At 69.9% G+C, this 21,568-nt stretch carries 19 protein-coding genes and 4 tRNA genes; 12 read left to right on the forward strand and 11 right to left on the reverse strand.

Annotated elements, in window-relative coordinates; genetic code table 11:
* The first annotated feature begins 185 nt into the window (after positions 1-185).
* From H9Y04_RS41845 to H9Y04_RS41865, 5 genes are all read left to right on the forward strand, one after another.
* Positions 186-536, forward strand: a complete 351-nt coding sequence (locus H9Y04_RS41845) for a metallopeptidase family protein (RefSeq protein WP_187819510.1) — start codon at positions 186-188, stop codon at positions 534-536.
* Between the two features lie 86 nt (positions 537-622).
* Positions 623-2,224 carry a metallophosphoesterase family protein gene (locus tag H9Y04_RS41850; protein ID WP_187819530.1) on the forward strand — a complete coding sequence of 534 codons (1,602 nt, stop codon included), beginning with the start codon at positions 623-625 and terminating at the stop codon, positions 2,222-2,224.
* Between the two features lie 80 nt (positions 2,225-2,304).
* Positions 2,305-2,377: transfer RNA gene (locus tag H9Y04_RS41855), tRNA-Glu, on the forward strand.
* A gap of 38 nt (positions 2,378-2,415) precedes the next feature.
* Positions 2,416-2,490: transfer RNA gene (locus H9Y04_RS41860), tRNA-Asp, on the forward strand.
* A gap of 23 nt (positions 2,491-2,513) precedes the next feature.
* Positions 2,514-2,587, forward strand: a tRNA-Phe gene (locus tag H9Y04_RS41865).
* A 64-nt stretch (positions 2,588-2,651) separates the two neighbouring features.
* Here H9Y04_RS41865 and H9Y04_RS41870 read toward each other — a convergent pair.
* Entirely contained in the window at positions 2,652-3,161 is a 510-nt protein-coding gene (locus H9Y04_RS41870; RefSeq protein WP_187819511.1) for a hypothetical protein, read from the reverse strand.
* Positions 3,162-3,363: 202 nt separating this feature from the next.
* On the opposite strand from H9Y04_RS41870, the gene H9Y04_RS41875 reads away from it, so the two are divergent.
* Complete coding sequence (locus H9Y04_RS41875; RefSeq protein WP_236072097.1) at positions 3,364-3,690, forward strand: hypothetical protein; 327 nt, start codon at positions 3,364-3,366, stop codon at positions 3,688-3,690.
* A 34-nt stretch (positions 3,691-3,724) separates the two neighbouring features.
* Here the strand turns inward: H9Y04_RS41875 and H9Y04_RS41880 are convergent, their stop codons facing one another.
* Genes H9Y04_RS41880 through H9Y04_RS41895 form a run of 4 tightly spaced genes read right to left on the reverse strand, consistent with a single transcriptional unit; the run spans position 3,725 to position 6,300 of the window.
* Positions 3,725-4,570 carry a cytochrome c biogenesis CcdA family protein gene (locus H9Y04_RS41880; RefSeq protein ID WP_187819512.1) on the reverse strand — a complete coding sequence of 282 codons (846 nt, stop codon included), beginning with the start codon at positions 4,568-4,570 and terminating at the stop codon, positions 3,725-3,727.
* Positions 4,567-5,325 (reverse strand): DsbA family protein, encoded by a 759-nt coding sequence (locus H9Y04_RS41885; protein WP_187819513.1) that lies wholly within the window; start codon positions 5,323-5,325, stop codon positions 4,567-4,569. Before H9Y04_RS41885 ends, H9Y04_RS41880 begins: the two co-directional genes overlap by 4 nt.
* A gap of 39 nt (positions 5,326-5,364) precedes the next feature.
* Positions 5,365-5,868: a hypothetical protein gene (locus tag H9Y04_RS41890; RefSeq protein WP_187819514.1), complete on the reverse strand. Its 504-nt coding sequence runs from the start codon at positions 5,866-5,868 to the stop codon at positions 5,365-5,367.
* Between the two features lie 57 nt (positions 5,869-5,925).
* Entirely contained in the window at positions 5,926-6,300 is a 375-nt protein-coding gene (locus tag H9Y04_RS41895; protein WP_187819515.1) for a hypothetical protein, read from the reverse strand.
* Between the two features lie 82 nt (positions 6,301-6,382).
* Between H9Y04_RS41895 and hrpA the strand changes: the two genes are divergently transcribed.
* The 3 genes from hrpA (at position 6,383) to H9Y04_RS41910 (ending at position 10,875) form a co-directional block, all read left to right on the forward strand.
* Positions 6,383-10,354, forward strand: coding sequence for an ATP-dependent RNA helicase HrpA (gene hrpA / locus H9Y04_RS41900; protein WP_187819516.1), 3,972 nt, complete (start codon positions 6,383-6,385; stop codon positions 10,352-10,354).
* 110 nt (positions 10,355-10,464) lie between these two features.
* Positions 10,465-10,539, forward strand: a tRNA-Asp gene (locus H9Y04_RS41905).
* 144 nt (positions 10,540-10,683) lie between these two features.
* Positions 10,684-10,875 carry a DUF6274 family protein gene (locus H9Y04_RS41910; protein ID WP_187819517.1) on the forward strand — a complete coding sequence of 64 codons (192 nt, stop codon included), beginning with the start codon at positions 10,684-10,686 and terminating at the stop codon, positions 10,873-10,875.
* 470 nt (positions 10,876-11,345) lie between these two features.
* Here H9Y04_RS41910 and bldC read toward each other — a convergent pair whose 3' ends face one another.
* Positions 11,346-11,552 carry a developmental transcriptional regulator BldC gene (bldC, locus tag H9Y04_RS41915; RefSeq protein ID WP_003949541.1) on the reverse strand — a complete coding sequence of 69 codons (207 nt, stop codon included), beginning with the start codon at positions 11,550-11,552 and terminating at the stop codon, positions 11,346-11,348.
* Between the two features lie 518 nt (positions 11,553-12,070).
* Positions 12,071-12,937 carry a DUF8083 family protein gene (locus tag H9Y04_RS41920; RefSeq protein ID WP_187819518.1) on the reverse strand — a complete coding sequence of 289 codons (867 nt, stop codon included), beginning with the start codon at positions 12,935-12,937 and terminating at the stop codon, positions 12,071-12,073.
* Between the two features lie 210 nt (positions 12,938-13,147).
* On the opposite strand from H9Y04_RS41920, the gene H9Y04_RS41925 reads away from it, so the two are divergent.
* Together H9Y04_RS41925 and H9Y04_RS41930 are read left to right on the forward strand one after the other, a co-directional pair.
* Positions 13,148-14,254: a Leu/Phe/Val dehydrogenase gene (locus H9Y04_RS41925; protein ID WP_187819519.1), complete on the forward strand. Its 1,107-nt coding sequence runs from the start codon at positions 13,148-13,150 to the stop codon at positions 14,252-14,254.
* A gap of 343 nt (positions 14,255-14,597) precedes the next feature.
* Positions 14,598-14,849, forward strand: coding sequence for a DUF3073 domain-containing protein (locus H9Y04_RS41930; protein WP_187819520.1), 252 nt, complete (start codon positions 14,598-14,600; stop codon positions 14,847-14,849).
* 314 nt (positions 14,850-15,163) lie between these two features.
* Here the strand turns inward: H9Y04_RS41930 and purM are convergent, their stop codons facing one another.
* The 3 genes from purM to H9Y04_RS41945 all read right to left on the reverse strand — a co-directional run bounded on the left by purM (position 15,164) and on the right by H9Y04_RS41945 (position 19,037).
* The gene (gene purM, locus H9Y04_RS41935) at positions 15,164-16,273 is read right to left on the reverse strand and encodes a phosphoribosylformylglycinamidine cyclo-ligase (RefSeq protein WP_187819521.1); all 1,110 of its coding nucleotides are present in this window, start codon (positions 16,271-16,273) and stop codon (positions 15,164-15,166) included.
* Positions 16,274-16,311: 38 nt separating this feature from the next.
* Positions 16,312-17,841 (reverse strand): amidophosphoribosyltransferase, encoded by a 1,530-nt coding sequence (gene purF, locus H9Y04_RS41940; protein WP_187819522.1) that lies wholly within the window; start codon positions 17,839-17,841, stop codon positions 16,312-16,314.
* 122 nt (positions 17,842-17,963) lie between these two features.
* Positions 17,964-19,037 (reverse strand): hypothetical protein, encoded by a 1,074-nt coding sequence (locus tag H9Y04_RS41945; protein WP_187819523.1) that lies wholly within the window; start codon positions 19,035-19,037, stop codon positions 17,964-17,966.
* A 259-nt stretch (positions 19,038-19,296) separates the two neighbouring features.
* Between H9Y04_RS41945 and H9Y04_RS47865 the strand changes: the two genes are divergently transcribed.
* A complete protein-coding gene (locus tag H9Y04_RS47865; protein ID WP_306660227.1) occupies positions 19,297-20,634 on the forward strand; it encodes an LPXTG cell wall anchor domain-containing protein in 1,338 nt (445 codons plus the stop codon).
* On the opposite strand, the gene H9Y04_RS41955 is transcribed toward H9Y04_RS47865, so the two are convergent.
* On the reverse strand, positions 20,603-21,400 hold the full coding sequence (locus tag H9Y04_RS41955) for an META domain-containing protein (RefSeq protein ID WP_308801962.1): 798 nt from the start codon (positions 21,398-21,400) through the stop codon (positions 20,603-20,605). The genes H9Y04_RS47865 and H9Y04_RS41955 overlap by 32 nt on opposite strands.
* Positions 21,401-21,568 lie beyond the last annotated feature (168 nt).

The raw sequence follows: 21,568 nt of genomic DNA on the forward strand, positions 1-21,568 counted from the left end.
GATCGGGATCGCCGTGCCCAACTCCCGTACGGCGTAAGAAGACACGCATGCGGTCGGCGCGGGACAGAAGCGGAACACAAGCAGGACACAACAGAGCCGGACGGCGACGGGAAGAGACCGGAAGAGACCGGCACCACGCCCACACCCGCCCGACGAAATCCGGCCGGGTCCCGGACAATGGCCCTGTGCTGGAGATGACGCGTGAAGCCTTCGAAGAGCTGGTGAGCGATGCGCTCGACCGGATCCCGCCGGAACTGGCCCGGGTCATGGACAACGTGGCGGTGTTCGTGGAGGACGAACCCCCCGCCGACGACCCCGAACTGCTCGGCCTCTACGAGGGCACCCCGCTGACCGACCGCGGCGAGTGGTACGCGGGCGTCCTGCCGGACCGCATCTCCGTCTACATGGGCCCCACCCTGCGGTACTGCGAGACCCCCGAGGACGTGGTCCACGAGGTCGCGGTCACCGTGGTCCACGAGATCGCGCACCACTTCGGCATCGAGGACGACCGGCTGCACGAGCTGGGCTGGGGCTGACCTTCCCGCAGCGTCTCCTCTCGCGGGGCATAACCCCGCACCCGTACGGGCATACGCGCACAATGGCCCGCGACCTGTACGCCGCCATGGCCCGCATACGCAACGCGACAGCGCGCATGCGGCGCGCAGCAGGTCCTGTCGGAAGGACTCTCGCGCGCACGCCCGCCACGCTGCTCCGCCACTACCGCGCCCGTCATCCGCATCCCGTCCCCGAGCTGGTCCACCCGCCGCATCCGTACGCCCGCGCGCTCGGCATGGTCGCCGTCGTGCTGCTCGGGGCGTGGCTGGGGCTGCTGATCGTGGGCAGTGTGCGCACCCCGGTCGGTCCGATGGACACCAAGATGACGTTGCGCCCTTCCGCCACCGGCGGCACGAAGATCAACGTTTCGCCGCTCGGCGCCCTCGAACTCGAATCCCACCGCGCCCCGATCCGCCTCGACGTCGACGTCGACCGCCTCGATCCGGTCCGCGCCCAGGCCCTGGTCGACCACCCCGAGCGCTTCTCGGGACTGCAGGACGAGGTCGCCGCCGACGTCGTCTCCGGCACCCGCGACCTGGCGCTGCGCTCCTGCATCGCGGTGGTCTCCGGCGCCACCGCCCTCGGCCTCGCGGTCTACCGCACCCCGCGCCGCGCGCTCGCGGCCGGCGGCACCGCGCTCGCGCTGCTCGCGGCCTCCGGGCTCACGGCCTTCGCCACGTGGAACCCCAAGTCGGTCCTGGAGCCGAAGTTCTCCGGACTGCTCGCCTCCGCCCCGTCCCTCGTCGGCAACGCGCGCAGCATCGTCACCGAATTCGACGTCTACCAGAAGGAGTTGGCGCGCCTGGTCACCAATGTCACCAAGCTGTACGACGCCGCCTCCACGCTCCCCCAGTACGCGGCCGACCCCACCACGATCCGCGTCCTGCACGTCTCCGACATCCACCTCAACCCCGCCGCGTGGCAGATCATCGGCTCCCTCGTCGAGCAGTACGACATCGACCTGATCATCGACTCCGGCGACACGATGGACCACGGCAGCGCCGCCGAGAACGCCTTCCTCGATCCGGTCGAGGACCTCGGCGCCCCGTACGTCTGGGTCCGCGGCAACCACGACTCGGAGGCGACCCAGGCGTATCTGGAGGGCCTGGAGAACACCCACGTCCTGGACGACGGCGAGGCGGTGAGCGTCGCGGGGCTGCGCATCGCGGGCATCGGCGACCCGCAGTACACCCCGGACCGCTCGGTGGCCGCCGAAGGCGATCCGGCGGAGGAGATCGCCGGCGCGACGCTGGCCTCGGCCCTGTGGTCGCAGCGCGCCCGCGGCACGCCCGTCGACGTCGCGGTGGCCCACAACCCGGTGGCGGCCCGGATGACCGACGGCGCGGTGCCGCTCGTGCTCGCCGGGCACGTCCACCACCAGGAGATGGAGGTCATGGAGCGCGGCACCCGGCTCCGTATCGAGGGCTCGACGGGCGGCAGCGGGCTGCGGGCGGTCGAGGTCGACGAGGGGGACGAGCCCGACCCCATCGAGACCTCGGTGCTCTACCTCGACCGCGACACCAAGCACCTCCAGGCCTGGGACGAGATCCGCCTCGGCGGTCTCGGCCTGACAAAAGCCGAGGTCAGCCGCCATCTTCCGGAGGAGAACACCCCGGGCGCGACCCCGTCGGGAACACCTCCTGCCACGCGCTCGGGCGGAGGACCGTAAACCGTTTTGGCGATACCTCCCCCCATCCCATATGCTTCTCACGTCCCCGACGCGCTGCGAAGCGCCCAGGCGGGCCGATAGCCCTCATCGTCTAGCGGCCTAGGACGCCGCCCTTTCAAGGCGGTAGCACGGGTTCGAATCCCGTTGGGGGCACGCAACACCCTGTGCGACACTTAGTCGCGCAACAGCTTGGTCCTGTGGAGCAGTTTGGAGTGCTCGCCACCCTGTCAAGGTGGAGGCCGCGGGTTCAAATCCCGTCAGGACCGCTGAGATTCCTCGTGAATCTCGTGGCTGGGTAGCTCAGTTGGTACGAGCGTCCGCCTGAAAAGCGGAAGGTCGCCGGTTCGACCCCGGCCCCAGCCACCGTCGCAGAAGTCCCGCCGAGTCCGCTCGGCGGGACTTCTGCTTTGGTGCTCGCGTCCGGTCCTCAGATCAGCAGACCGAAGCAGTGGTCGTAGCGCCACCAGCCCGCCTCGCGCACCCACTGTTCCGTCCGGTCGAACTTGGGGTCGGGGCCGACTCCGTACGTCACGACCACCCGGTCACCCACCATGCGCTGCACCTCGAATCTGCGCAGGTAGTAGCGCTCGTGGTGGACGTTGCCGCGCCGCGCGCGCTCCAGGAGCACGGCGAAGCCGGCCTTGGTGTCCTGCTTGCGGCACTCCTTGGACAGCATCGCCCAGCCGGCGTCCACATCGGGTTCGAAGTAGGCGGCGGTGTAGGCGCCCACGGCCTGCTCGATCTCGTTGAGCTCCGCGGCGGAAGGCATCTGCGGCGCCGTGTTCCGGCCCGCGGCACCGGGCGTCCGCGACGCGTCCGGCCGGCCACCGGAGCGCTCGCCGTCCCCGCCACCCCCGCCGTCCCCGGTGCACGCGCCGAGTGCCAGCAGCAGTGCGGCAGTTGTGGCCGTGACGTTGGTGCGCGTACGCCTCCGCATGAGCCCCCCGGATCGCAACAGATCACGCGACTCGTGATCCCCCGCCAGGATCATGCCACCCGCCCGCCCACATCCTCTGGTCTTCTCGCCCTGCCTGCCGGACACTCGCCAGGCGAGCGAAGGTCATGCAGGGAAGGGCTGTCGGCGGCCGGGGTCGAGCCGGTGAACGTGGACTACGACCGGTACGGGGAGGGGACAGCGCATGATGCAGCACTGGCCGGAAGGGACGCGGGCGGATCCGGATGCGGCGCGGGATCGGTACGAAGGCGATGTGCGGGAGGCGCGCGCTGCGGTGCGTGAGGTGTTCCGGGTGGAACTGCCGGTCGCTCACCTGGGGTTGGGAATCGTGCTCGTCGCCTGCGCCGCCATGAGCGTGTTCTGGTCGCCGGTGGGGAGCGGGGTGGTCGCGGGAGCCTTCGCCGCCCTGTTCCTGGCCGCCCTGGCCGTGACCCTGTTCCGCGGTCGCCGGGGGTGGGCGGCTGTCCTTGCCACGTACAAGTTCAGCTTCGGCTGGGCGAATTGGGTCTAGGGCGGGCGGCCCCACACCCCCACTCCCCGTCCCCTTACCCCTCCGCGACCACCCCCGTACGCCCTCTCCGCCGCCACCCCCGCACGCCGAAGAACACCCCGACCGCAGCCACCACACCCATCAGCACAGCCCAGTCCGGCACCGCGTCGCCCGCCTCGCGTGCCCAGCGTTCGGCCGTGAACGAGGCGTCCACGGACAGCAGTCCGGGCAGCGCCGTCGTGCCGTCGAAGGCCAGGAACAGGGTTCCGAGCAGGACGAAGAACAGGCCCGAGGCCAGGGACGTGGTGTGCAACGAGAAGCGGCCGGCGCGCAGTTCGCGCCCGCGCAGCCAGCGGCGCCGGCCGAGCGCGAAGCGGTCCCACAGCAGGGCGAGCAGGAACAACGGGGCCGCCATGCCAAGGGCGTACACGGCGAGCAGCGCGCCCCCGTACCCCGGGTTGCCGCCCAGCGCCGCCACCGTCAGGACGCTGCCCAGGATCGGGCCGGCGCAGAAGCCGGCCAGGCCGTAGACCGCGCCGAGCGCGTAGACGGAGAGTGCGGTGGTGGGGCGGATGCGGCCGGACAGTTCCGCCATACGGCGCGACGCGAAGCCGAGGCCCAGGATCTGCAGCACACCGAGCGCGATGATCAGCCAGCCGCCGAGTTGGACGAGCAGCTCACGGTTGCCGTAGAAGAAGCGGCCCGCGTACGAGCCCGCCGCGCCCAGCGGGACGAGGGTGGTCGCCAGGCCCAGGTAGAAGATGCCCGTACGGGCGAGGAGCCGGGACGGGGAGTCGATGGTGTACGCGAAGAAGGCCGGCAGGAGCAGCGCGCTGCAGGGGCTGAGGAGCGCGAGCAGTCCGCCGAGGAAGGCCGCCAAGTAGCCGATGTCCGCCGTCACTTGGCGCCTCCGGCGGCGGTGGCGAGTGCCGCGTCGATCGCCTGCGTGAAGGTCTCGGCCGGCTGCGCGCCCGCGATCGGGCGGCCGTTGATCAGGAAGGACGGGGTCGAGGTGGCGCCCAGACCGTAGGCCTCCTCCTGGTCACGGGAGACGGCCTTGCGCGCGTCCTCGCTCGCCACATCCCGTACGAAACAGTCCACGTCCGCGACGCCCGCCTGCCGCGCCAGCGCCTTCAGCCGGTCGTCACCGAACCCCTTCTCCTTCGCCCCCTCCTCGTACGCCGCCGCGTGGAACTCCCAGAACTTCCCCTGCTGCCCGGCCGCCCACGCACCGCGCGCCGCCGCCTCGGACTCCTCGCCGAAGATCGGGAAGTTGCGCCACTCGATCCGCAGCTTGCCCGCGTCCACGTACTTCTTCACGAGGTCCGGCTCGGTGTCCCGGGCGAACTTGCCGCAGAAGCCGCAGCGGAAGTCCGCGTACTCGATCAGCACGACCGGTGCGTCGGCGCGGCCCTGGGCGAGCGGGTCCTTCGCGTCGCGCCGGGCGAGCTTCGCGAGCTGTGCGTAGGTGTCGTCCTGCGGGGCGGGCGACACCTCGGCGACGGCGTCCGAAGAGGACGGGCCGGAGGCGGTCGCTTCCGGCTTGGTCGCCGAGTACGAGAACCAGCCGAAGAGCAGCGCCGCGGCGACGACGCCCGAGCCGATGGCCAGGTTGCGCTTCTTCGTACGGGCAGGGGTCGTGGAGGGGTTGGACATGGAGCACTCCCAAAGGAAGAGAGAAAGAAGAGGGGAAGGTCAGGCGGCCGTGGGCGCCGGGCAGGCGGTCTCGCCCGCGAGCCGGCGGACGGCCGCCACCGCGAGCAGCACCAGCGAGGCGACGGCGAGCGCGGGCTGCAGCGGCGCCCAGAGAGTCAGGGCGCCGGAGGTGCCGAGGGCGAGCAGCACGAGCTTGTTGCAGACGGGGCAGCCGACCGCGAGGAACGAGAGCAGGGCGCCGGCCGAGCCCAGGCGCGTGGCGCGCTCGCGCGGCCGGCCCGTGCGGACATACGTGGCGACGAGCAGCCCGGCGAGCAGCGCCGAGGCCACGAACACCGGGTAGCTCCACCATGTCGGCGGTATCTCGCGCCCGAACACCGGGTTGGGCACGAGGTCGGTCGGCAGCCCGAGCAGCAGCGCCGAGACCACGGCCGCGGCGAGCGCGACGCCCCAGCGGCCCGGCGTCCAGAAGCCGAGTGCGCGGGTGGCGGGGCGTACGGGAAGGGCGAAGAAGCGCGTGGCGGCACGCGCGGAAAGGGTCATGACAGGCATCTCCTGTGCGGATGCGGCGAGTAGGGGCCCTGGAGTGGCAGGGCCCTCCTAGACGCGCAGCACGGAGAGGGAGACGGGAGTGGGCGGGTCGCCCGGCGGCGGTCCGCGTTCGGGGGTGACGGCCAGGAGCGGGCCGTCGAGCACGGGGGTGCCGCCCGCCGCGGGCAGCGGCGCGGGCACCAGCTCGGCCGCGGCGCCGCGCGTGGGCGCCGATGGGTGCGAACCCTGTTCGCCGCGGTCGTTCTTGCCGCAGCCGACCCCGCCGTCCTGGTCCACGGCCACGACCTCCGCGTGGGCCACCGAGGCGGCTCCGCCCGAGGCCGCGGCGCTCTGTCCGGCCGCGCACAGCACGGCCACCACCGCGAGCAGAAGGCTCAGAAGCAGCGGCACCGCGAGCGGGCGGCGGCGGGAGGCGACGGGCATGGGCCCATCCTGCCCTACCGGGTCACACGGGACAGAAATGCGTTCGCCACCGCCGAGGAGCGGGTGAGATCCTGGAGTCCGTATGTCTACTTCCTTCGACGATCTCGCCAAGCTCGTGAACGGCGAGACCTCGCTCCGTGACGCCCACCGCCTCGGCCGCCGTCTCGAGGGGGCCCGTCGTATCCGCAAGCCCGAGGCGCGGCAGGCGGTGTTCGACGAGATCGCCGGCGAGGCGGAGAAGTCCGCCGCCCGCATACGGGAGCGGCGGGCCGCGCTGCCCGCGATCACGTATCCGGAACAGCTGCCGGTCAGCCAGAAGAAGGACGAGATCGCCGACGCGATCCGCGACCACCAGGTCGTCATCGTGGCGGGCGAGACGGGCTCCGGAAAGACGACGCAGATCCCGAAGATCTGTATGGAGCTCGGCCGGGGCGTGCGCGGCATGATCGGCCATACGCAGCCGCGGCGTATCGCGGCCCGTACGGTCGCCGAGCGCGTGGCCGAGGAGCTGAACACCCCGCTCGGCGAGGTGGTCGGCTGGAAGGTCCGCTTCACGGACCAGGTCAGCAACTCCACGTACGTGAAGCTGATGACGGACGGCATCCTGCTCGCCGAGATCCAGACGGACCGGGAGCTGCGCGCCTACGACACGATCATCATCGACGAGGCCCACGAGCGGTCCCTCAACATCGACTTCCTGCTCGGCTATCTCGCCCAGCTGCTGCCCAAGCGCCCGGATCTGAAGGTCGTCATCACCTCGGCGACGATCGACCCGGAGCGTTTCTCCCGCCACTTCGGGGACGCCCCGATTGTGGAGGTCTCCGGCCGTACGTATCCGGTGGAGGTCCGCTACCGCCCGCTCCTCGAGGACGATTCCGAGGCTGCAGACATTGAAGAGGGCGACCGCGACCAGATCACCGCGATCTGCGACGCGGTCGAGGAACTCCAGCGAGAGGGCAAGGGCGACATCCTCGTCTTCCTCTCCGGCGAGCGAGAGATCCGCGATACGGCGGACGCCCTGGAGAAGAAGAAGTACCCCCGCGCCGGAGGCGCTGATTGGCAGAGCACCGAGGTCCTCCCCCTCTACGCACGCCTGTCGCACGCCGAACAGCACCGGGTCTTCCAGCCGCATACGGGCCGCAGGATCGTCCTGGCCACGAACGTCGCCGAGACGTCCCTGACCGTCCCCGGCATCAAGTACGTGATCGACCCGGGCACGGCCCGTATCTCGCGCTACAGCCACCGCACCAAGGTCCAGCGCCTGCCGATCGAGGCGATCTCGCAGGCCAGCGCGAACCAGCGCAAGGGCCGCTGCGGCCGTACGTCGGACGGCATCTGCATCCGTCTGTACTCGGAGGAGGACTTCGAGTCCCGCCCGGAGTTCACGGACGCCGAGATCCTCCGTACGAACCTGGCGAGCGTCATCCTGCAGATGACCGCGGCCGGCCTCGGCGACATCGAGAAGTTCCCGTTCATCGATCCGCCGGACCACCGCAACATCCGCGACGGTGTCCAACTGCTCCAGGAGCTGGGCGCGTTGGACCCGAAGGAGAAGGACGTACGCAAGCGGCTCACGCAGATGGGCCGCAAGCTCGCCCAGCTGCCGGTGGACCCGCGGCTCGCCCGCATGGTCGTGGAGGCCGACAAGAACGGGTGCGTACGCGAGGTCATGGTGATCGCGGCCGCGCTGTCCATCCAGGACCCTCGCGAGCGCCCGGCCGACAAGCAGACACAGGCGGACCAGCAGCACGCCCGCTTCAAGGACGAGACGTCCGACTTCCTCGCGTATCTGAATCTCTGGCGCTATGTGCGTGAGCAGCAGCGCGAGCGGGGTTCGTCGTCCTTCCGCCGGATGTGCAAGCAGGAGTATCTGAACTTCCTGCGGATCCGCGAGTGGCAGGACATCTATACGCAGCTGCGGACCGTCGCCAAGCAGATGGGGATCCATCTCAACGACGAGGACGCCGGCGACCAGCAGGTCCACCTCTCGCTCCTCGCCGGTCTGCTCTCCCATATCGGGATGAAGGACGTCAAGGACGGCGCGAAGAACGAGTATCTGGGCGCGCGCAGCGCCAAGTTCGCGATCTTCCCGGGCTCGGCGCTCTTCAAGAAGGCCCCGCGCTTCGTGATGTCCGCCGAACTCGTGGAGACCTCGCGTCTGTGGGCCCGGGTGAACGCGAAGATCGAGCCCGAGTGGATCGAGCCGCTCGCCGAGCATCTGATCAAGCGCACCTACTCGGAGCCGCACTGGGAGAAGGACCAGGCCGCGGTGATGGCGTTCGAGAAGGTGACGCTGTACGGCGTCCCGATCGTCACCGACCGCAAGGTGAACTACGGGCGGATCGACCCCGAGGTCAGCCGCGAGCTGTTCATCCGCAACGCCCTGGTCGAGGGCGACTGGCGTACGCACCACAAGTTCTTCGCGGACAACCGCAAGCTCCTGACGGAGGTCGAGGAGCTGGAGCACCGGGCACGGCGCCGCGACATCGTGGTCGACGACGACACCCTCTTCGACTTCTACGACCAGCGGGTGCCCGAGCACGTCGTCTCCGGCGCGCACTTCGACTCCTGGTGGAAGCACAAGAAGCGCGAGGAGCCCGAGCTGCTCGACTTCGAGCGCTCGATGCTGATCCGCGAGTCCGCGGAGGCCGTCACCAAGGCCGACTATCCGGACTCCTGGCGGCAGGGGCAGCTGAAGTTCCGTGTGACGTACCAGTTCGAGCCGGGCGCGGACGCGGACGGCGTGACCGTCCACATCCCGCTGCAGGTGCTCAACCAGGTCACGGACGAGGGCTTCGACTGGCAGATCCCGGGCCTGCGCGAGGACGTGGTCACCGAGCTGATCCGCTCCCTGCCCAAGCCCATCCGCCGCCATTACGTACCGGCGCCGAACTATGCGAAGGCCTTCCTGGAGCGGGCGACCCCGCTGCAGGAGCCGCTGCCGGTCACGCTGGCGCGCGAGCTCAAGGGCATGGTCGGGGTCCCGGTCACGGCCGAGGACTTCGATCTCACCCGCGTACCGGACCACTTGAAGATCACGTTCCGGATCGTCGACGAGCGCCGCAAGAAGCTCGCCGAGGCCAAGGACCTGGAGGCCCTGCGGCTCCAGCTCAAGCCGAAGGCGCGGCAGGCCATCTCCAAGGCGGCGGCCGCGACGGCGGAGCGCTCGGGCGGTACGTCGATCGAGCGGACCGGCCTGAAGGACTGGACGATCGGGTCGCTGCAGAAGGTCTTCGAGACCCGGCGCGCGGGCCAGCCGGTCAAGGCGTACCCGGCCCTCGTGGACGCGGGCGAGTCCGTCTCCGTACGGCTCTTCGACACCGAGGCCGAGCAGCAGGCGGCCATGTGGAAGGGCACGCGCCGCCTGATCCTGCTCAACATCCCGGTCAACGTCTCGAAGTTCGCCTCCGGCAAGCTCACCAACCAGCAGAAGCTCACGCTCTCCGCGAGCCCGCACGGCTCGATCCAGGCGCTCGTGGACGACTGCGTGACGGCCGCCGCGGACCGCCTGATCGAGGGCTTCGGCGGCCCGGCCTGGGACGAGGAGTCCTACCGGAAGCTGTACGAGAAGGTCCGCGCCGACATCGTGGACGCCACGGTGCACACGGTCGGCCAGGTGCAGCAGGTGCTCGCCGCCTGGCAGGCCTGCGAGCGGCGCCTGAAGTCCACGAAGAGCGCCGCGCTGCTGCCCAACCTCCAGGACGTACGGAAGCAGCTGGACGCGCTGGTGAAGCCGGGCTTCGTGACGGCGACCGGTCTGCGCCGCCTGCCGGACCTCCTGCGCTATCTCGTGGCGGCCGACCGCCGGCTGCAGCAGATGCCCACCGCCGCGCAGCGGGACACCGCGCGGATGGAGAAGGTGCACGAGATGCAGGACGAGTACGCCTGGCTGCTCGAGCAGTTGCCGCAGGGGCGTCCCGTGCCGCAGGAGGTCCTGGAGATCCGCTGGATGATCGAGGAGCTGCGCGTCAGCTACTTCGCGCACGCCCTCGGGACGGCGTATCCGATCTCCGACAAGCGCATCGTGAAGGCGGTGGACGCGGCGGCTCCGTAGGGCCGTACCCCCGTAGCGGACCGGTCGCTATAAGTGAGTTCGACCGGCGGGCCTGCACTGCTGTACAGTCCTTCTCGCAGCGCAACACGAAAGCAAGCGCCGCGAAACCTGGTCCTGTGGAGCAGTTTGGAGTGCTCGCCACCCTGTCAAGGTGGAGGCCGCGGGTTCAAATCCCGTCAGGACCGCAGCAAAGAAGGCCCGCACCGTTCGGTGCGGGCCTTCTGCGTGTCCGGGACCAGCCGCCCCCGCCCAGGCCGTCTTGACGCCCGCTCCCGCCCCCGGTACTCCAACAAGGAGGCAGGAACCCCTCGTAGGCCAGGAGGTGGCGGATGGCGGCGTCCGCACGGCACGAGACCCGCGCGCTCCTGCGCGCCCATCTCTCGGCCGCGACCGGCTATCGCCACCTCACCCGGCACTGCCCCGTCTGCCACCAGCTGCTGCGGCTCGCGATGCAGCCCGAGGGCCAGGAACCTCCGGAGGGCCAGGAGACCCCCGAGGACGAAAGTCCCCTCAAGGGATGACCAAAGGCGCCTGTACGCGCCCACGCCCGGTGGGAAGCTGAGGGAGGGGCACGGAGTTTCCTCCCAGCCCCTCTACCGCAGCGACGTCATATGCCACAAGCGGCCTGACCTGTGACGGGTGTCACCGAATGAGTTTTGGGAAAGCCGGAACTTACACCCCGCCTACAACGGGTCGATTTAATATGTGCAATTGCACCGCCCTGCGAGGTGCGCCGGAGCGCACTCCCCAACCCTGAGCAGAGTCGAACAAGGCCGCTCAGCGGCAGGTGGGTCGAGGCGCCCGGAGGGTCTTCGAGCGCACAAAAAAGATCGCGCTGGACCCGGCGGAGTCCAGCGCGATCGACGACTTGCCCAAGTGACTCGGGCGAGGCTCCCGTTGGGGCGGGAACCAGGTGCCGTATGGAGCTATGTGCGGGCTGCGGCCGGGGTGGGGGCCCCGGAACGGCCCATATGCGGAGCTAGGGGGTGTTTCAGGCCTCGCTGCGCTGCTGCGGAATGCCCGCAAGCAGTGCGCGGACCTCAGCCTCGCGGTAACGACGGTGCCCACCCAGCGTGCGGATGGACGTGAGCTTGCCGGCCTTCGCCCAGCGCGTGACCGTCTTCGGGTCGACGCGGAACATCGTGGCGACCTCAGCCGGGGTCAGCAGCGGCTCGGCATCAGGGGTGCGAGCGGTCATGAGCGGCCTCCTCGGGAGAACCGAACCTTCTCGGTTCTTTCCTTTAAATTCTGCACCTTGACCCGCGTTGCCCGATATGGCGGACACGGGTCGAGTCGGTTATAGGACGAACGGCTTGTCCTCGGCACTACAACTACACCATCCGTCCAGCCGCGTCGGCCAAACCGATGGAATTGCCCTCTCAGGTGTCCATCAACGACGGAAGCCGATGGACCATGCCATAGCGGACAGTCACGCCATTGTGACGATCAGTCACAGCGTGATCAGAAGTCATCAGGCCCCCCAATCAGAGTGCAATGCCGAGCGTTCCGCCCCTAGTTGGGCGGATGGAGCCCTCCCCGGACTCCTTGTCCTATTTTGGCATGGAGCAAGGGGAAGGATGCAAGGGTGATGTAAGTGCGGTCCGTCACGCTTGACCCAATGGCCCGGATCGGGACCTACGTCCTCGCAGTCCTCCGACCATAGCCCCAAGCGAGATGCGCAAAAGACCCGAGTGCTGGCGATATGCCCCGGTTTGGTCAGCTTGCGAACTGCCGCGCGCGGACGGTCCGCCACCGTTCCATAAGTCGTGCATACGCGGCACCCGCACCCTCGCCGTCGCCCTCACGGAGCGCTGCGATCCCCTCGGCCACATCCGCGGCGGAGTGGTCGGCGTCCAGATGATCGGAGGGCAGGGTGTGCACGAGGCCGCCGTAGTCCAGCTCGACGAGTGAACGCGGATGGAACTCTTCCAGCCACCGCCCGACATCCGTCAGACCGTCGATCAGCGGCCCCTCTTCCAGGGTGTCCCGCAGCGTCCTCAGCGCCCGGGCGACCCGTCGGCGGGCCTGCACCATCGGCGTGCGATAGCGCAGCAGGGGCGCGCCTTCGGCGACGCCGGCCTGCTCGTCGGGCGCCGCCTTCTCCTCGTACAGCCGCTCCTGGTCGGTGAAGAGGACGAACCAGCTCAGCGGGACGTGCCAGACGGCGGAGCGGATCCAGGGGCGGGCGTCGGGGTTGCGCTCCAGCCAGGACTCGTGGTCCGCGGCCGTCTGGCGCCGCACCACCGGGGGCAGGGCCGCGTCGAGCACGGGCTTCGGCAGCTGCTCGTCCAGCGCGCCGAGCGCCTGCCAGCCGCGCAGCCGGGTGCGCCAGGGACAGACGCACAGCACCCCGTCCACGGAGAGGACGAAGGCGTCGCTGCTCTCGTGCACCGGCACGGGGACGGGTGGAGTGGCGATCAAGTCTCGCAGGGAGCGGCGGAGTTCGTCCTGGTACGAGGGGCGCTCCTCGCGCTCCGCGTACCGCAGCCAGTGGGTGCGCTCGGGCTCGGGGAAGGCGGCCAGCGGCTCGTACACGCGCAGATAGGACGCGTAGGGCACACACACCGCCGAAGCCTTGGCCACGCCTGCTCCCCTCCCCCGCGGGCCACCACGGAAACCCGCCGGGAACCCGCAGAATCTGCTCCGAATCGTCCCACGGCACTCCTTCGCGAGAGAGTGATCCGCGGCACTCCGGTGCTGGGCGGGCCCGACAGGTCTTAATCTGCTGTCCAACGGCCTCCCCACCCACAGGAAGCCGCTCCAACCGCCGCAATATCCATGGGAGTCACCACCGTGACCGAAGTGACCGGCGCCCCTGCCGACGTGCTGCACACCCTGTTCCACTCCGACCAGGGCGGCCATGAGCAGGTAGTGCTCTGCCAGGACCGTGTGAGCGGCCTCAAGGCCGTCATCGCCCTCCATTCCACCGCTCTGGGCCCCGCCCTCGGCGGCACCCGCTTCTACCCGTACGCGAGTGAGGCCGAGGCCGTCGCCGACGCGCTCAACCTCGCCCGCGGGATGTCGTACAAGAACGCCATGGCCGGACTCGACCACGGCGGCGGCAAGGCCGTGATCATCGGGGACCCCGAGAAGATCAAGAGCGAGGAACTGCTCCTCGCCTACGGCCGCTTCGTCGCCTCGCTCGGCGGCCGCTATGTGACGGCCTGCGATGTCGGTACGTATGTCGCCGACATGGACGTCGTCGCCCGCGAGTGCCAGTGGACCACCGGCCGCTCCCCCGAGAACGGCGGCGCGGGCGACTCCTCCGTGCTCACCGCGTTCGGCGTCTACCAGGGCATGCGCGCCAGCGCCCAGCACCTGTGGGGCGACCCGTCGCTGCGCGGCCGCAAGGTCGGTATCGCGGGCGTCGGCAAGGTCGGCCACCACCTCGTGGAGCACCTGGTCGCCGAAGGCGCCGAGATCGTCATCACCGACGTCCGCGAGGAATCCGTCCAGCGGATTCTGGACAAGCACCCGGGCGTCGTGACCTCGGTCGCCGACACCGACGAGCTGATCCGCGTCGAGGGCCTCGACATCTATGCGCCCTGCGCGCTGGGCGGCGCCCTCAACGACGTGAGCGTGCCGATGCTCACCGCGAAGATCGTCTGCGGTGCGGCCAACAACCAGCTCGAGCACCCGGGCGTCGAGAAGGACCTCGCGGACCGCGGCATCCTCTATGCCCCCGACTATGTGGTGAACGCCGGTGGCGTGATCCAGGTCGCCGACGAGCTGCACGGCTTCGACTTCGACCGCTGCAAGGCCAAGGCCTCGAAGATCTACGACACCACGCTCGCGATCTTCGCCCGGGCCAAGGCGGACGGCATCCCGCCGGCCGCGGCGGCGGACCGGATCGCGGAGCAGCGGATGGCGGAGGCACGGGCGGCGAGGCGCTCGGCCTGAGCAGGCGCTGACCTCGCTCGGCACATGGGCTGAATTTGTGCGATACGGCGGGTCCTGGACGCCTTCTGTTCAGGACCCGTCAACGTCATCGGGGAGACAAGCCTCACGCTCGTCGGCGGGTCGCACGCCCAGAACAGGTTAAAATCGGGGCTGACCAGCGGGGACGGGGCTCTTCGCAGGTCCTTATAGCAGGCGCGTCCTGTGGGCGGCGTACCGTATGGGCGCCGAAGCAGGTACCGTTGAAGCCCTACGGCACGGTCTCTCCACGGAGAGTCCGTTCCTGATCATGAACGCGTGTCAAGACTCTGGGGCCAGCGCGCCCCATATCCAAGGGGGTCGAGCCATGGGGCGCGGCCGGGCAAAGGCCAAGCAGACGAAGGTCGCCCGCCAGCTGAAGTACAGCAGCGGCGGGACTGACCTGTCGCGTCTGGCCAATGAGCTGGGCGCTTCGACTTCGCAGCAGCCGCCGAATGGCGAGCCGTTCGAGGATGACGAGGAAGACGACCCGTACGCCCAGTACGCGGATCTCTACAACGACGATGAGGACGAGGACGAAGAGTCCGACCCTCCGTCGTCGCAGCGCCGCGGCGCTTGACCTTTCTCTAAGCGCAACAACAGGGCCCGGTCCGGCAAGCTTTGCCGGACCGGGCCCTGTGCTGCGTTGATGCTTCCGCTTCAGCCCAGCCGGCGCTTGAGGCGACCTTTCAGCCCCTGCGGCGCTTGAGCAGATCCGAACGGAGTTCGGATGCGGGGGTCCGGGGGCGCGGCCCCCGGTTTCGGGAAGGGGCGGGGTGGGGGAAACGAAATCGGCGCCCGCCCCCACCGGGGCAGACGCCGAAGTACCGGAGCGGGGGCTCCGCCCCCTGCACCCCCGCGGGGTGCGGCACACGAAAGAGGCAGTCCCGCGCCTCAGGCCGCGTAGTCGCCCACCATGGCGGCACCAGAATCGTGCGAGCCGCGCTCGGTGATCTCGCCGGCGACCCACGCCTCGACACCCCGGTCCGCCAGCGTCTGGACGGCCACATCCGCCGACTCCTGCGGAACGATCGCGATCATGCCGACGCCCATGTTGAGCGTCTTCTCCAGCTCAAGGCGCTCCACCGAGCCCGCCTGACCGACCAGCGAGAAGATCGGGTCCGGCGTCCACGTCGAGCGGTCCACCGTCGCGTGCAGCGAGGACGGGATCACCCGGGCCAGGTTCGCCGCGAGACCACCGCCCGTGACGTGGCTGAACGCGTGCACCTCGGCCGTGCGCATCAGGGCCAGGCAGTCCAGGGAGTAGATCTTCGTGGGCTCCAGGAGCTCCTCGCCGAGGGTGCGGCCGAGTTCGGCCACTTCCTGGTCGAGGGACATCCCGGCGCGGTCGAACAGGACGTGCCGTACGAGCGAATACCCGTTGGAGTGAAGACCGGAGGACGCCATCGCGATGACCGCGTCCCCCGTACGGATACGTTCCGCGCCCAGGACCTGGTCCGCCTCGACCGCACCCGTGCCCGCGCCCGCCACGTCGAAGTCGTCCGGGCCAAGGAGGCCCGGGTGCTCCGCGGTCTCGCCGCCGACGAGGGCGCAGCCCGCGAGGACACAGCCCTCGGCGATGCCCTTGACGATGGCGGCGACCCGCTCGGGGTGGACCTTGCCGACGCAGATGTAGTCGGTCATGAACAGCGGTTCGGCGCCGCAGACCACGATGTCGTCCATGACCATCGCGACGAGGTCGTGGCCGATGGTGTCGTAGACGCCGAGCTGGCGCGCGATGTCCACCTTCGTACCGACGCCGTCCGTCGCCGAGGCGAGCAGCGGCCGGTCGAAACGCTTGAGCGCCGAGGCGTCGAAGAGGCCGGCGAAACCGCCGAGGCCGCCGAGACCGGTGGTCTCGGGGCGCTGCGTCTTCTTCACCCACTCCTTCATCAGCTCGACGGCGCGGTCGCCCGCTTCGATGTCCACGCCTGCAGAGGCGTAGGACGCACCGGGCGACGGGGTGCCCGGGGACGGAGTCCCCTGATCAGACTCAGCAGACATTGCCTGGGATCTTTCGGGTCGAGGTGAGGAGAGAAGGCCTACGGACGACGGATCGCGTCGGTCGCGGCCGTGGCGGCGGCGCCCGCCGCCAGTTCCGTCTCCAGAAGCTGCTTGCCGAGCAGTTCGGGGTCGGGAAGCTCCATCGGGTATTCGCCGTCGAAGCAGGCGCGGCACAGGTTCGGCTTGGCGATGGTGGTCGCCTCGATCATGCCGTCGATGGAGATGTACGAGAGGGAGTCGGCGCCGAGCGAGGTGGCGATCTCGTCGACCGTCATGCCGTTGGCGATGAGCTCGGCACGGGTCGCGAAGTCGATGCCGAAGAAGCAGGGCCACTTCACGGGCGGGGACGAGATGCGGATGTGCACCTCGGCGGCGCCCGCCTCGCGGAGCATCCGTACGAGCGCCCGCTGAGTGTTGCCGCGGACGATCGAGTCGTCGACGACCACCAGGCGCTTGCCCTTGATGACTTCCTTGAGCGGGTTGAGCTTCAGACGGATGCCGAGCTGGCGGATCGTCTGCGAGGGCTGGATGAAGGTGCGGCCCACGTAGGCGTTCTTCACCAGGCCCGAGCCGTACGGGATGCCGCTGGCCTCGGCGTAACCGATGGCCGCCGGGGTGCCGGACTCCGGGGTCGCTATCACCAGGTCGGCCTCGGCGGGCGCTTCCTTGGCGAGGCGGCGGCCCATCTCCACGCGGGAGAGGTAGACATTGCGGCCCGCGATGTCGGTGTCGGGACGCGCGAGGTAGACGTACTCGAAGACGCAGCCCTTGGGCTTCTTCTCGGCGAAGCGGGAGGTGCGCAGACCGTTCTCGTCGATGGCGATCATCTCGCCGGGCTCGACCTCGCGGACGTACGCGGCGCCGCAGATGTCGAGGGCCGCGGACTCGGAGGCCACGACCCAGCCGCGCTCCAGGCGGCCGAGGACCAGCGGGCGGATGCCCTGCGGGTCACGGGCCGCGTACAGCGTGGACTCGTCCATGAAGACGAGCGAGAAGGCGCCCTTGACCTCGGGCAGGATCTGCGCGGCGGCCTCTTCTATGGTCAGCGGCGTGCCGTCGTCGGCCCGCTGGCCCGCGAGCAGCGCGGTGACCAGGTCGGTGTCATTGGTCGCGGCGACCTTGGTGCCCCGGCCCTGGTGGTCCGGCGGCAGCTTGGCGACCAGCTCGGCGAGGTGCGCCGTGTTGACCAGGTTGCCGTTGTGGCCGAGCGCGATCGAGCCGTGCGCGGTGGCGCGGAACGTCGGCTGTGCGTTCTCCCACACGGAGGCGCCAGTCGTCGAATAGCGGGCGTGACCGACCGCGATATGACCCTGGAGCGAGCCGAGAGAGGTCTCGTCGAAGACCTGGGACACGAGTCCCATGTCCTTGAAGACGAGGATCTGAGAGCCATTGCTGACCGCGATTCCCGCGGACTCCTGGCCTCTGTGTTGGAGGGCGTAAAGCCCGAAGTAAGTGAGTTTGGCGACCTCTTCGCCGGGAGCCCAGACACCGAAGACGCCGCAAGCGTCCTGGGGGCCTTTCTCGCCGGGGAGCAGGTCGTGGCTGAGTCGTCCGTCACCACGTGGCACGTCCACGAGTGTAGGCGAGATCGACCCATGCTCCGAATGCGGTACCCCTGGATCTTCGTACGAATGTACGGAGAGCCCCCCGGACGTGGGACTTCTCGGGGGGCTGCTCGCGTGGGGTCGGGTCAGTCGGCGATTGCGGACTGCAGCAGGGAGGCGGAGACCTCCGGGACGCTGGACACCTCCGGCACCTCGGGGGCCGAAGGCATCGCGGGCAGCTGGGTCTCGAAGCTGCTGTACCAGTCGGCCGTCGCCGTGACGACGACCGTCGGCCCGGCGGCGGCCGGCCGCTCGGCCACCCGGTCCGCGGGACCCGCGGCCGGGCTCGCGCTCGTCGACGGCATGGGGGACGCGCTCGCCGACGGGGCCGGCGAGCTCGGCGGCTGGGAGACGGGCGGCTGCTCAGCCGGCGGCTGGGCGCCGCCGAGCAGGCCGCCGAGGACGCCGCCGACCGTGCCGAGCAGACCGCCCTCGATCTTGGCGCCGACGTTGGCGTCGAGCTTGAGGCCGAGGACCGCGAGCAGGTCGATGTCGTTCAGGAGCGAGACGGTGGCGTTGACGTTCAGGAGCGGGGAGCCGCCGACGAACAGGTCCACACCGAGGTCGGCGTTGAGCTTGGCGGCGACGGCGGCGTCGAGCGCCACGTCGGCGTCGAGGACCACGCTGTTCGTCTTGACGTCGACATTGCCCTTGGTGAGCTTCGGCGCCGAGAACGTGCCGAGCTTCACCTCCGCCGAGGTCTTCGCGTCGGCCAGCGTGCCGACGATCGCGCCGGCGGTGAGGTCGGCCTTGAGGTCCCTGAGCAGGACGGCCGTCTTGGCCTTGGTGTTCACCAGGCCGAGGCAGGTCTTCGCGAGCTCCAGATTGCCCGCGACCTTGGCGTCCACGGTCGCCAGGCCGCCCGCCTGCACACCGAGGCTGAGCCCGGTGGCGAGCTGGAGCAGCTCCTTGCCCTTGTCGTCCCTGGGGACCTGGCAGTCGGCGGTGAGCTGCGTGAGGATCAGGCCCTTGGCCTTGAGGTCCGCCAGGAGTTTCGCGTCGAGGTCGAGCTTGACGATGCCGCCGTCGACGGGGGCGGACTTCTCGCCCGCGGCGGCCGGCGGCGGGGTGGGCTCGGCGGCCGCGGAGGCGGCGGGCAGGGCGACGGCGGTGGCCGCGAGAGCGGTGGCGAGCAGCGCGGCGGGTATGTGGGGCTTCATGCGTCTCTCTCCTGTGTGGGTGCGCGGGGGTTGGCGCAGGTACGCACAGTCGAGCCAAGGGCACGGAGAGTCACTTCGCGATTCCTGGGGGTGCGTACGGGGGACCGCACCTCTCCCGGACGCCGGACGGCGGCCGATCCTTAGCGGGGTCTTAAGCGGGACCTAAGACGGGAGCAGGAGGGGGCTCATGCGGGCAGATGATCGCTAGCGTGCGCCGGGCACATGGCGTTGATCGCAGTCCGGAAGGATCCCCCCCACCATGCGTCTGTCCCCCCGCACCCTGCTGATACCGGCCGCCGCCGTCGCCCTGGCCGGCATCGCCCCGCCGGCCTTCGCCGCCGACGCCCCCGAGCGGCGCCGGGTACAGGTGGTGATGGTGAACTTCGCCGACAGCGCGTTCCCGGATCCGGCCGCGACCAAGGCTCTGCTGCAGAAGTCCTACTTCGGCGAGAACAAGTCGCTCACCTCGTACTACAACGAGGTGACCCGGGGCGCGACGACCTTCGAGCCGGCCGCCGGGGGGATCCTCGACCCGGTGGAGCTGCCCATGTCGGCGGCCGGCTGCGACAGTTCGAAGATCTCCGACCTGACGTACGAGGCGCTGGAGAAGAAGGGCATCACCGAGGAGGACTACGAGCATGTCTCGATCGTCTTCCCGAACCAGAAGACCGGCTGCGACTATCTCGCGCTCGGCTCCGTCGGCGGCGGCACGACATGGATGCCGATCGACGGCGCGGAGATCTCGATGACCGCCCTGGTGCACGAGTTCGGGCACAACTTCGGCTACAGCCACCAGCTGCGCGAGCGTTGCGCCTCCACCGACCTCGCGAGCTGCAAGGCGAGCGAGGACACCAGCCACAAGACACCCATGGGCGGCGGGGGTTGGGCCGCGGGTCTCACCTCGCCCGAGCTGATCCACAGCAAGTGGCTGTCGGGCGAGGAGGCCGTCAAGGTCGCCAAGTCCGGTACGTACACGGTGCGTTCGCTGTACGGGAGCGGCGCCGGGGTGCGTGCCCTGGACATTCCGCTGGGCGAGGACCGTCTGGTGGTCGAGGTGCGCGGGGCGTCGGGTTCGGTGGACGGACGGATCTCGGGTGTGCACGCGTACCGGGCGCCGAAGGGCGACTACGCCGAGGCCACCCTGGTGGACACCACGGAGGCCGACCACTGGTCCGACAAGGGCGCGGCGGACGCGGACGCCCTGGCCGCGGGCACGACGCTGACCGACGCGGACGAGAAGGTCTCCGTGAAGGTGCTCGCTTCGGGTGGCGGCAAGGCGACGGTGGCGGTGAGCCTGGACGGCGTACCGGCTCCGGGCGAGGCGCCCGCGGAGAAGCCCGTACAGGAGGACACCCCGGAGGGGTCCCCGCAGGAGGAGCCCGCGGGCGCCGAGCCCCAGACCGGGGGCGAGGAGCCTGCCGCGCCGGCGTCCGACTCCGCCTCCGCCGACGAGGAACTCGCCGAGACCGGGGCCGAGTCGGACACCGCGGTGCCGGTCGCCGCGGGCGGTGCGCTGCTGCTCGCGCTGGGCGCGGTCTTCGCGGCCCGCGGCCGCCGGCGCGCGGCTACTGTCCGCTCGGGGCGGCACTCGCGCTGAGTCCGCTCCCGCTCTTCGTCAGACTCAGGACGCGGTGGGTGACCTTGTAGTCCACCTTGCCGTCGAAGAGGTCGAGCAGCGCGCGTTCGGTGTTCATCTCGTCCTCGGGGCACAGCTTGCGGGTGGTGCCGGCCGGGCCGAGGGTGAGCGTGCCGTCCTTGTGGACGGTGACGGTGGACGTGACGTTGTTGCAGCCGAGGTTGCCGGTCACACGGCCGTCCTTGCCGAAGGTCAGATGCGGTTTCGCACCCTTCGGCAGGGACGTCGCCGTCTCGCCCTTCAGGAGCGAGGTGACCTGCCACTTCGTTCCGGTCAGCGGGGCGGGCTCGACCTTCTTGAGCGTGATGAAGTCGCCCTTGCCGCCGGTGAGTTTGATCCTGTCGCCCTCCGCCTGCGCCTTCAGCTCGCCCTCGAAGACGGCGAACGCCCGGTCCTCGAAGTCGTCACCGCAGTGCATCTCGGTCCGCGCGAGGCTGCCCACCTTCAGCTTCTCGCCCGCGATGTCGACCTTGCCGGAGAAGGAGTTGCAGCCGAAGGTCCCCTGGACGCGGCCGTTCTTCGCGATCTCGAAGTACGCGCCGCCGCGCGGCGGTTCGGCCTTCTTGCCGCCGACCGTGAGGCTCTCCACGCCCCACTGGACGCCGGTGAGCTCGGGCCCGGTCGCGACGGAGGTCTGCCCGGAGCCCGTGCCGCCCCCGGTGGCCTGCTCGTCACCGCAGGCGGCGAGCAGCCCGAGCGCGGCGACCGCGGCCGCGGAGCCGATCACTGCCTTGTGTGTTCCTCGCTGGGTGTACATGCCGATGTGACGGGCGAGGTGGGGGTGCCGGTTCCCCTTCCTCACCTGATCAGGTCGTCCACCTCACCTGATCAGGTCGTCCACCTCACCTGATCAGGTCGTCCACCTCACCTGATCAGGTCGTCCACCTCACCTGAT

The sequence above is a fragment of the Streptomyces polyasparticus genome (assembly GCF_014493765.1).
Lineage (GTDB): Bacteria > Actinomycetota > Actinomycetes > Streptomycetales > Streptomycetaceae > Streptomyces > Streptomyces polyasparticus.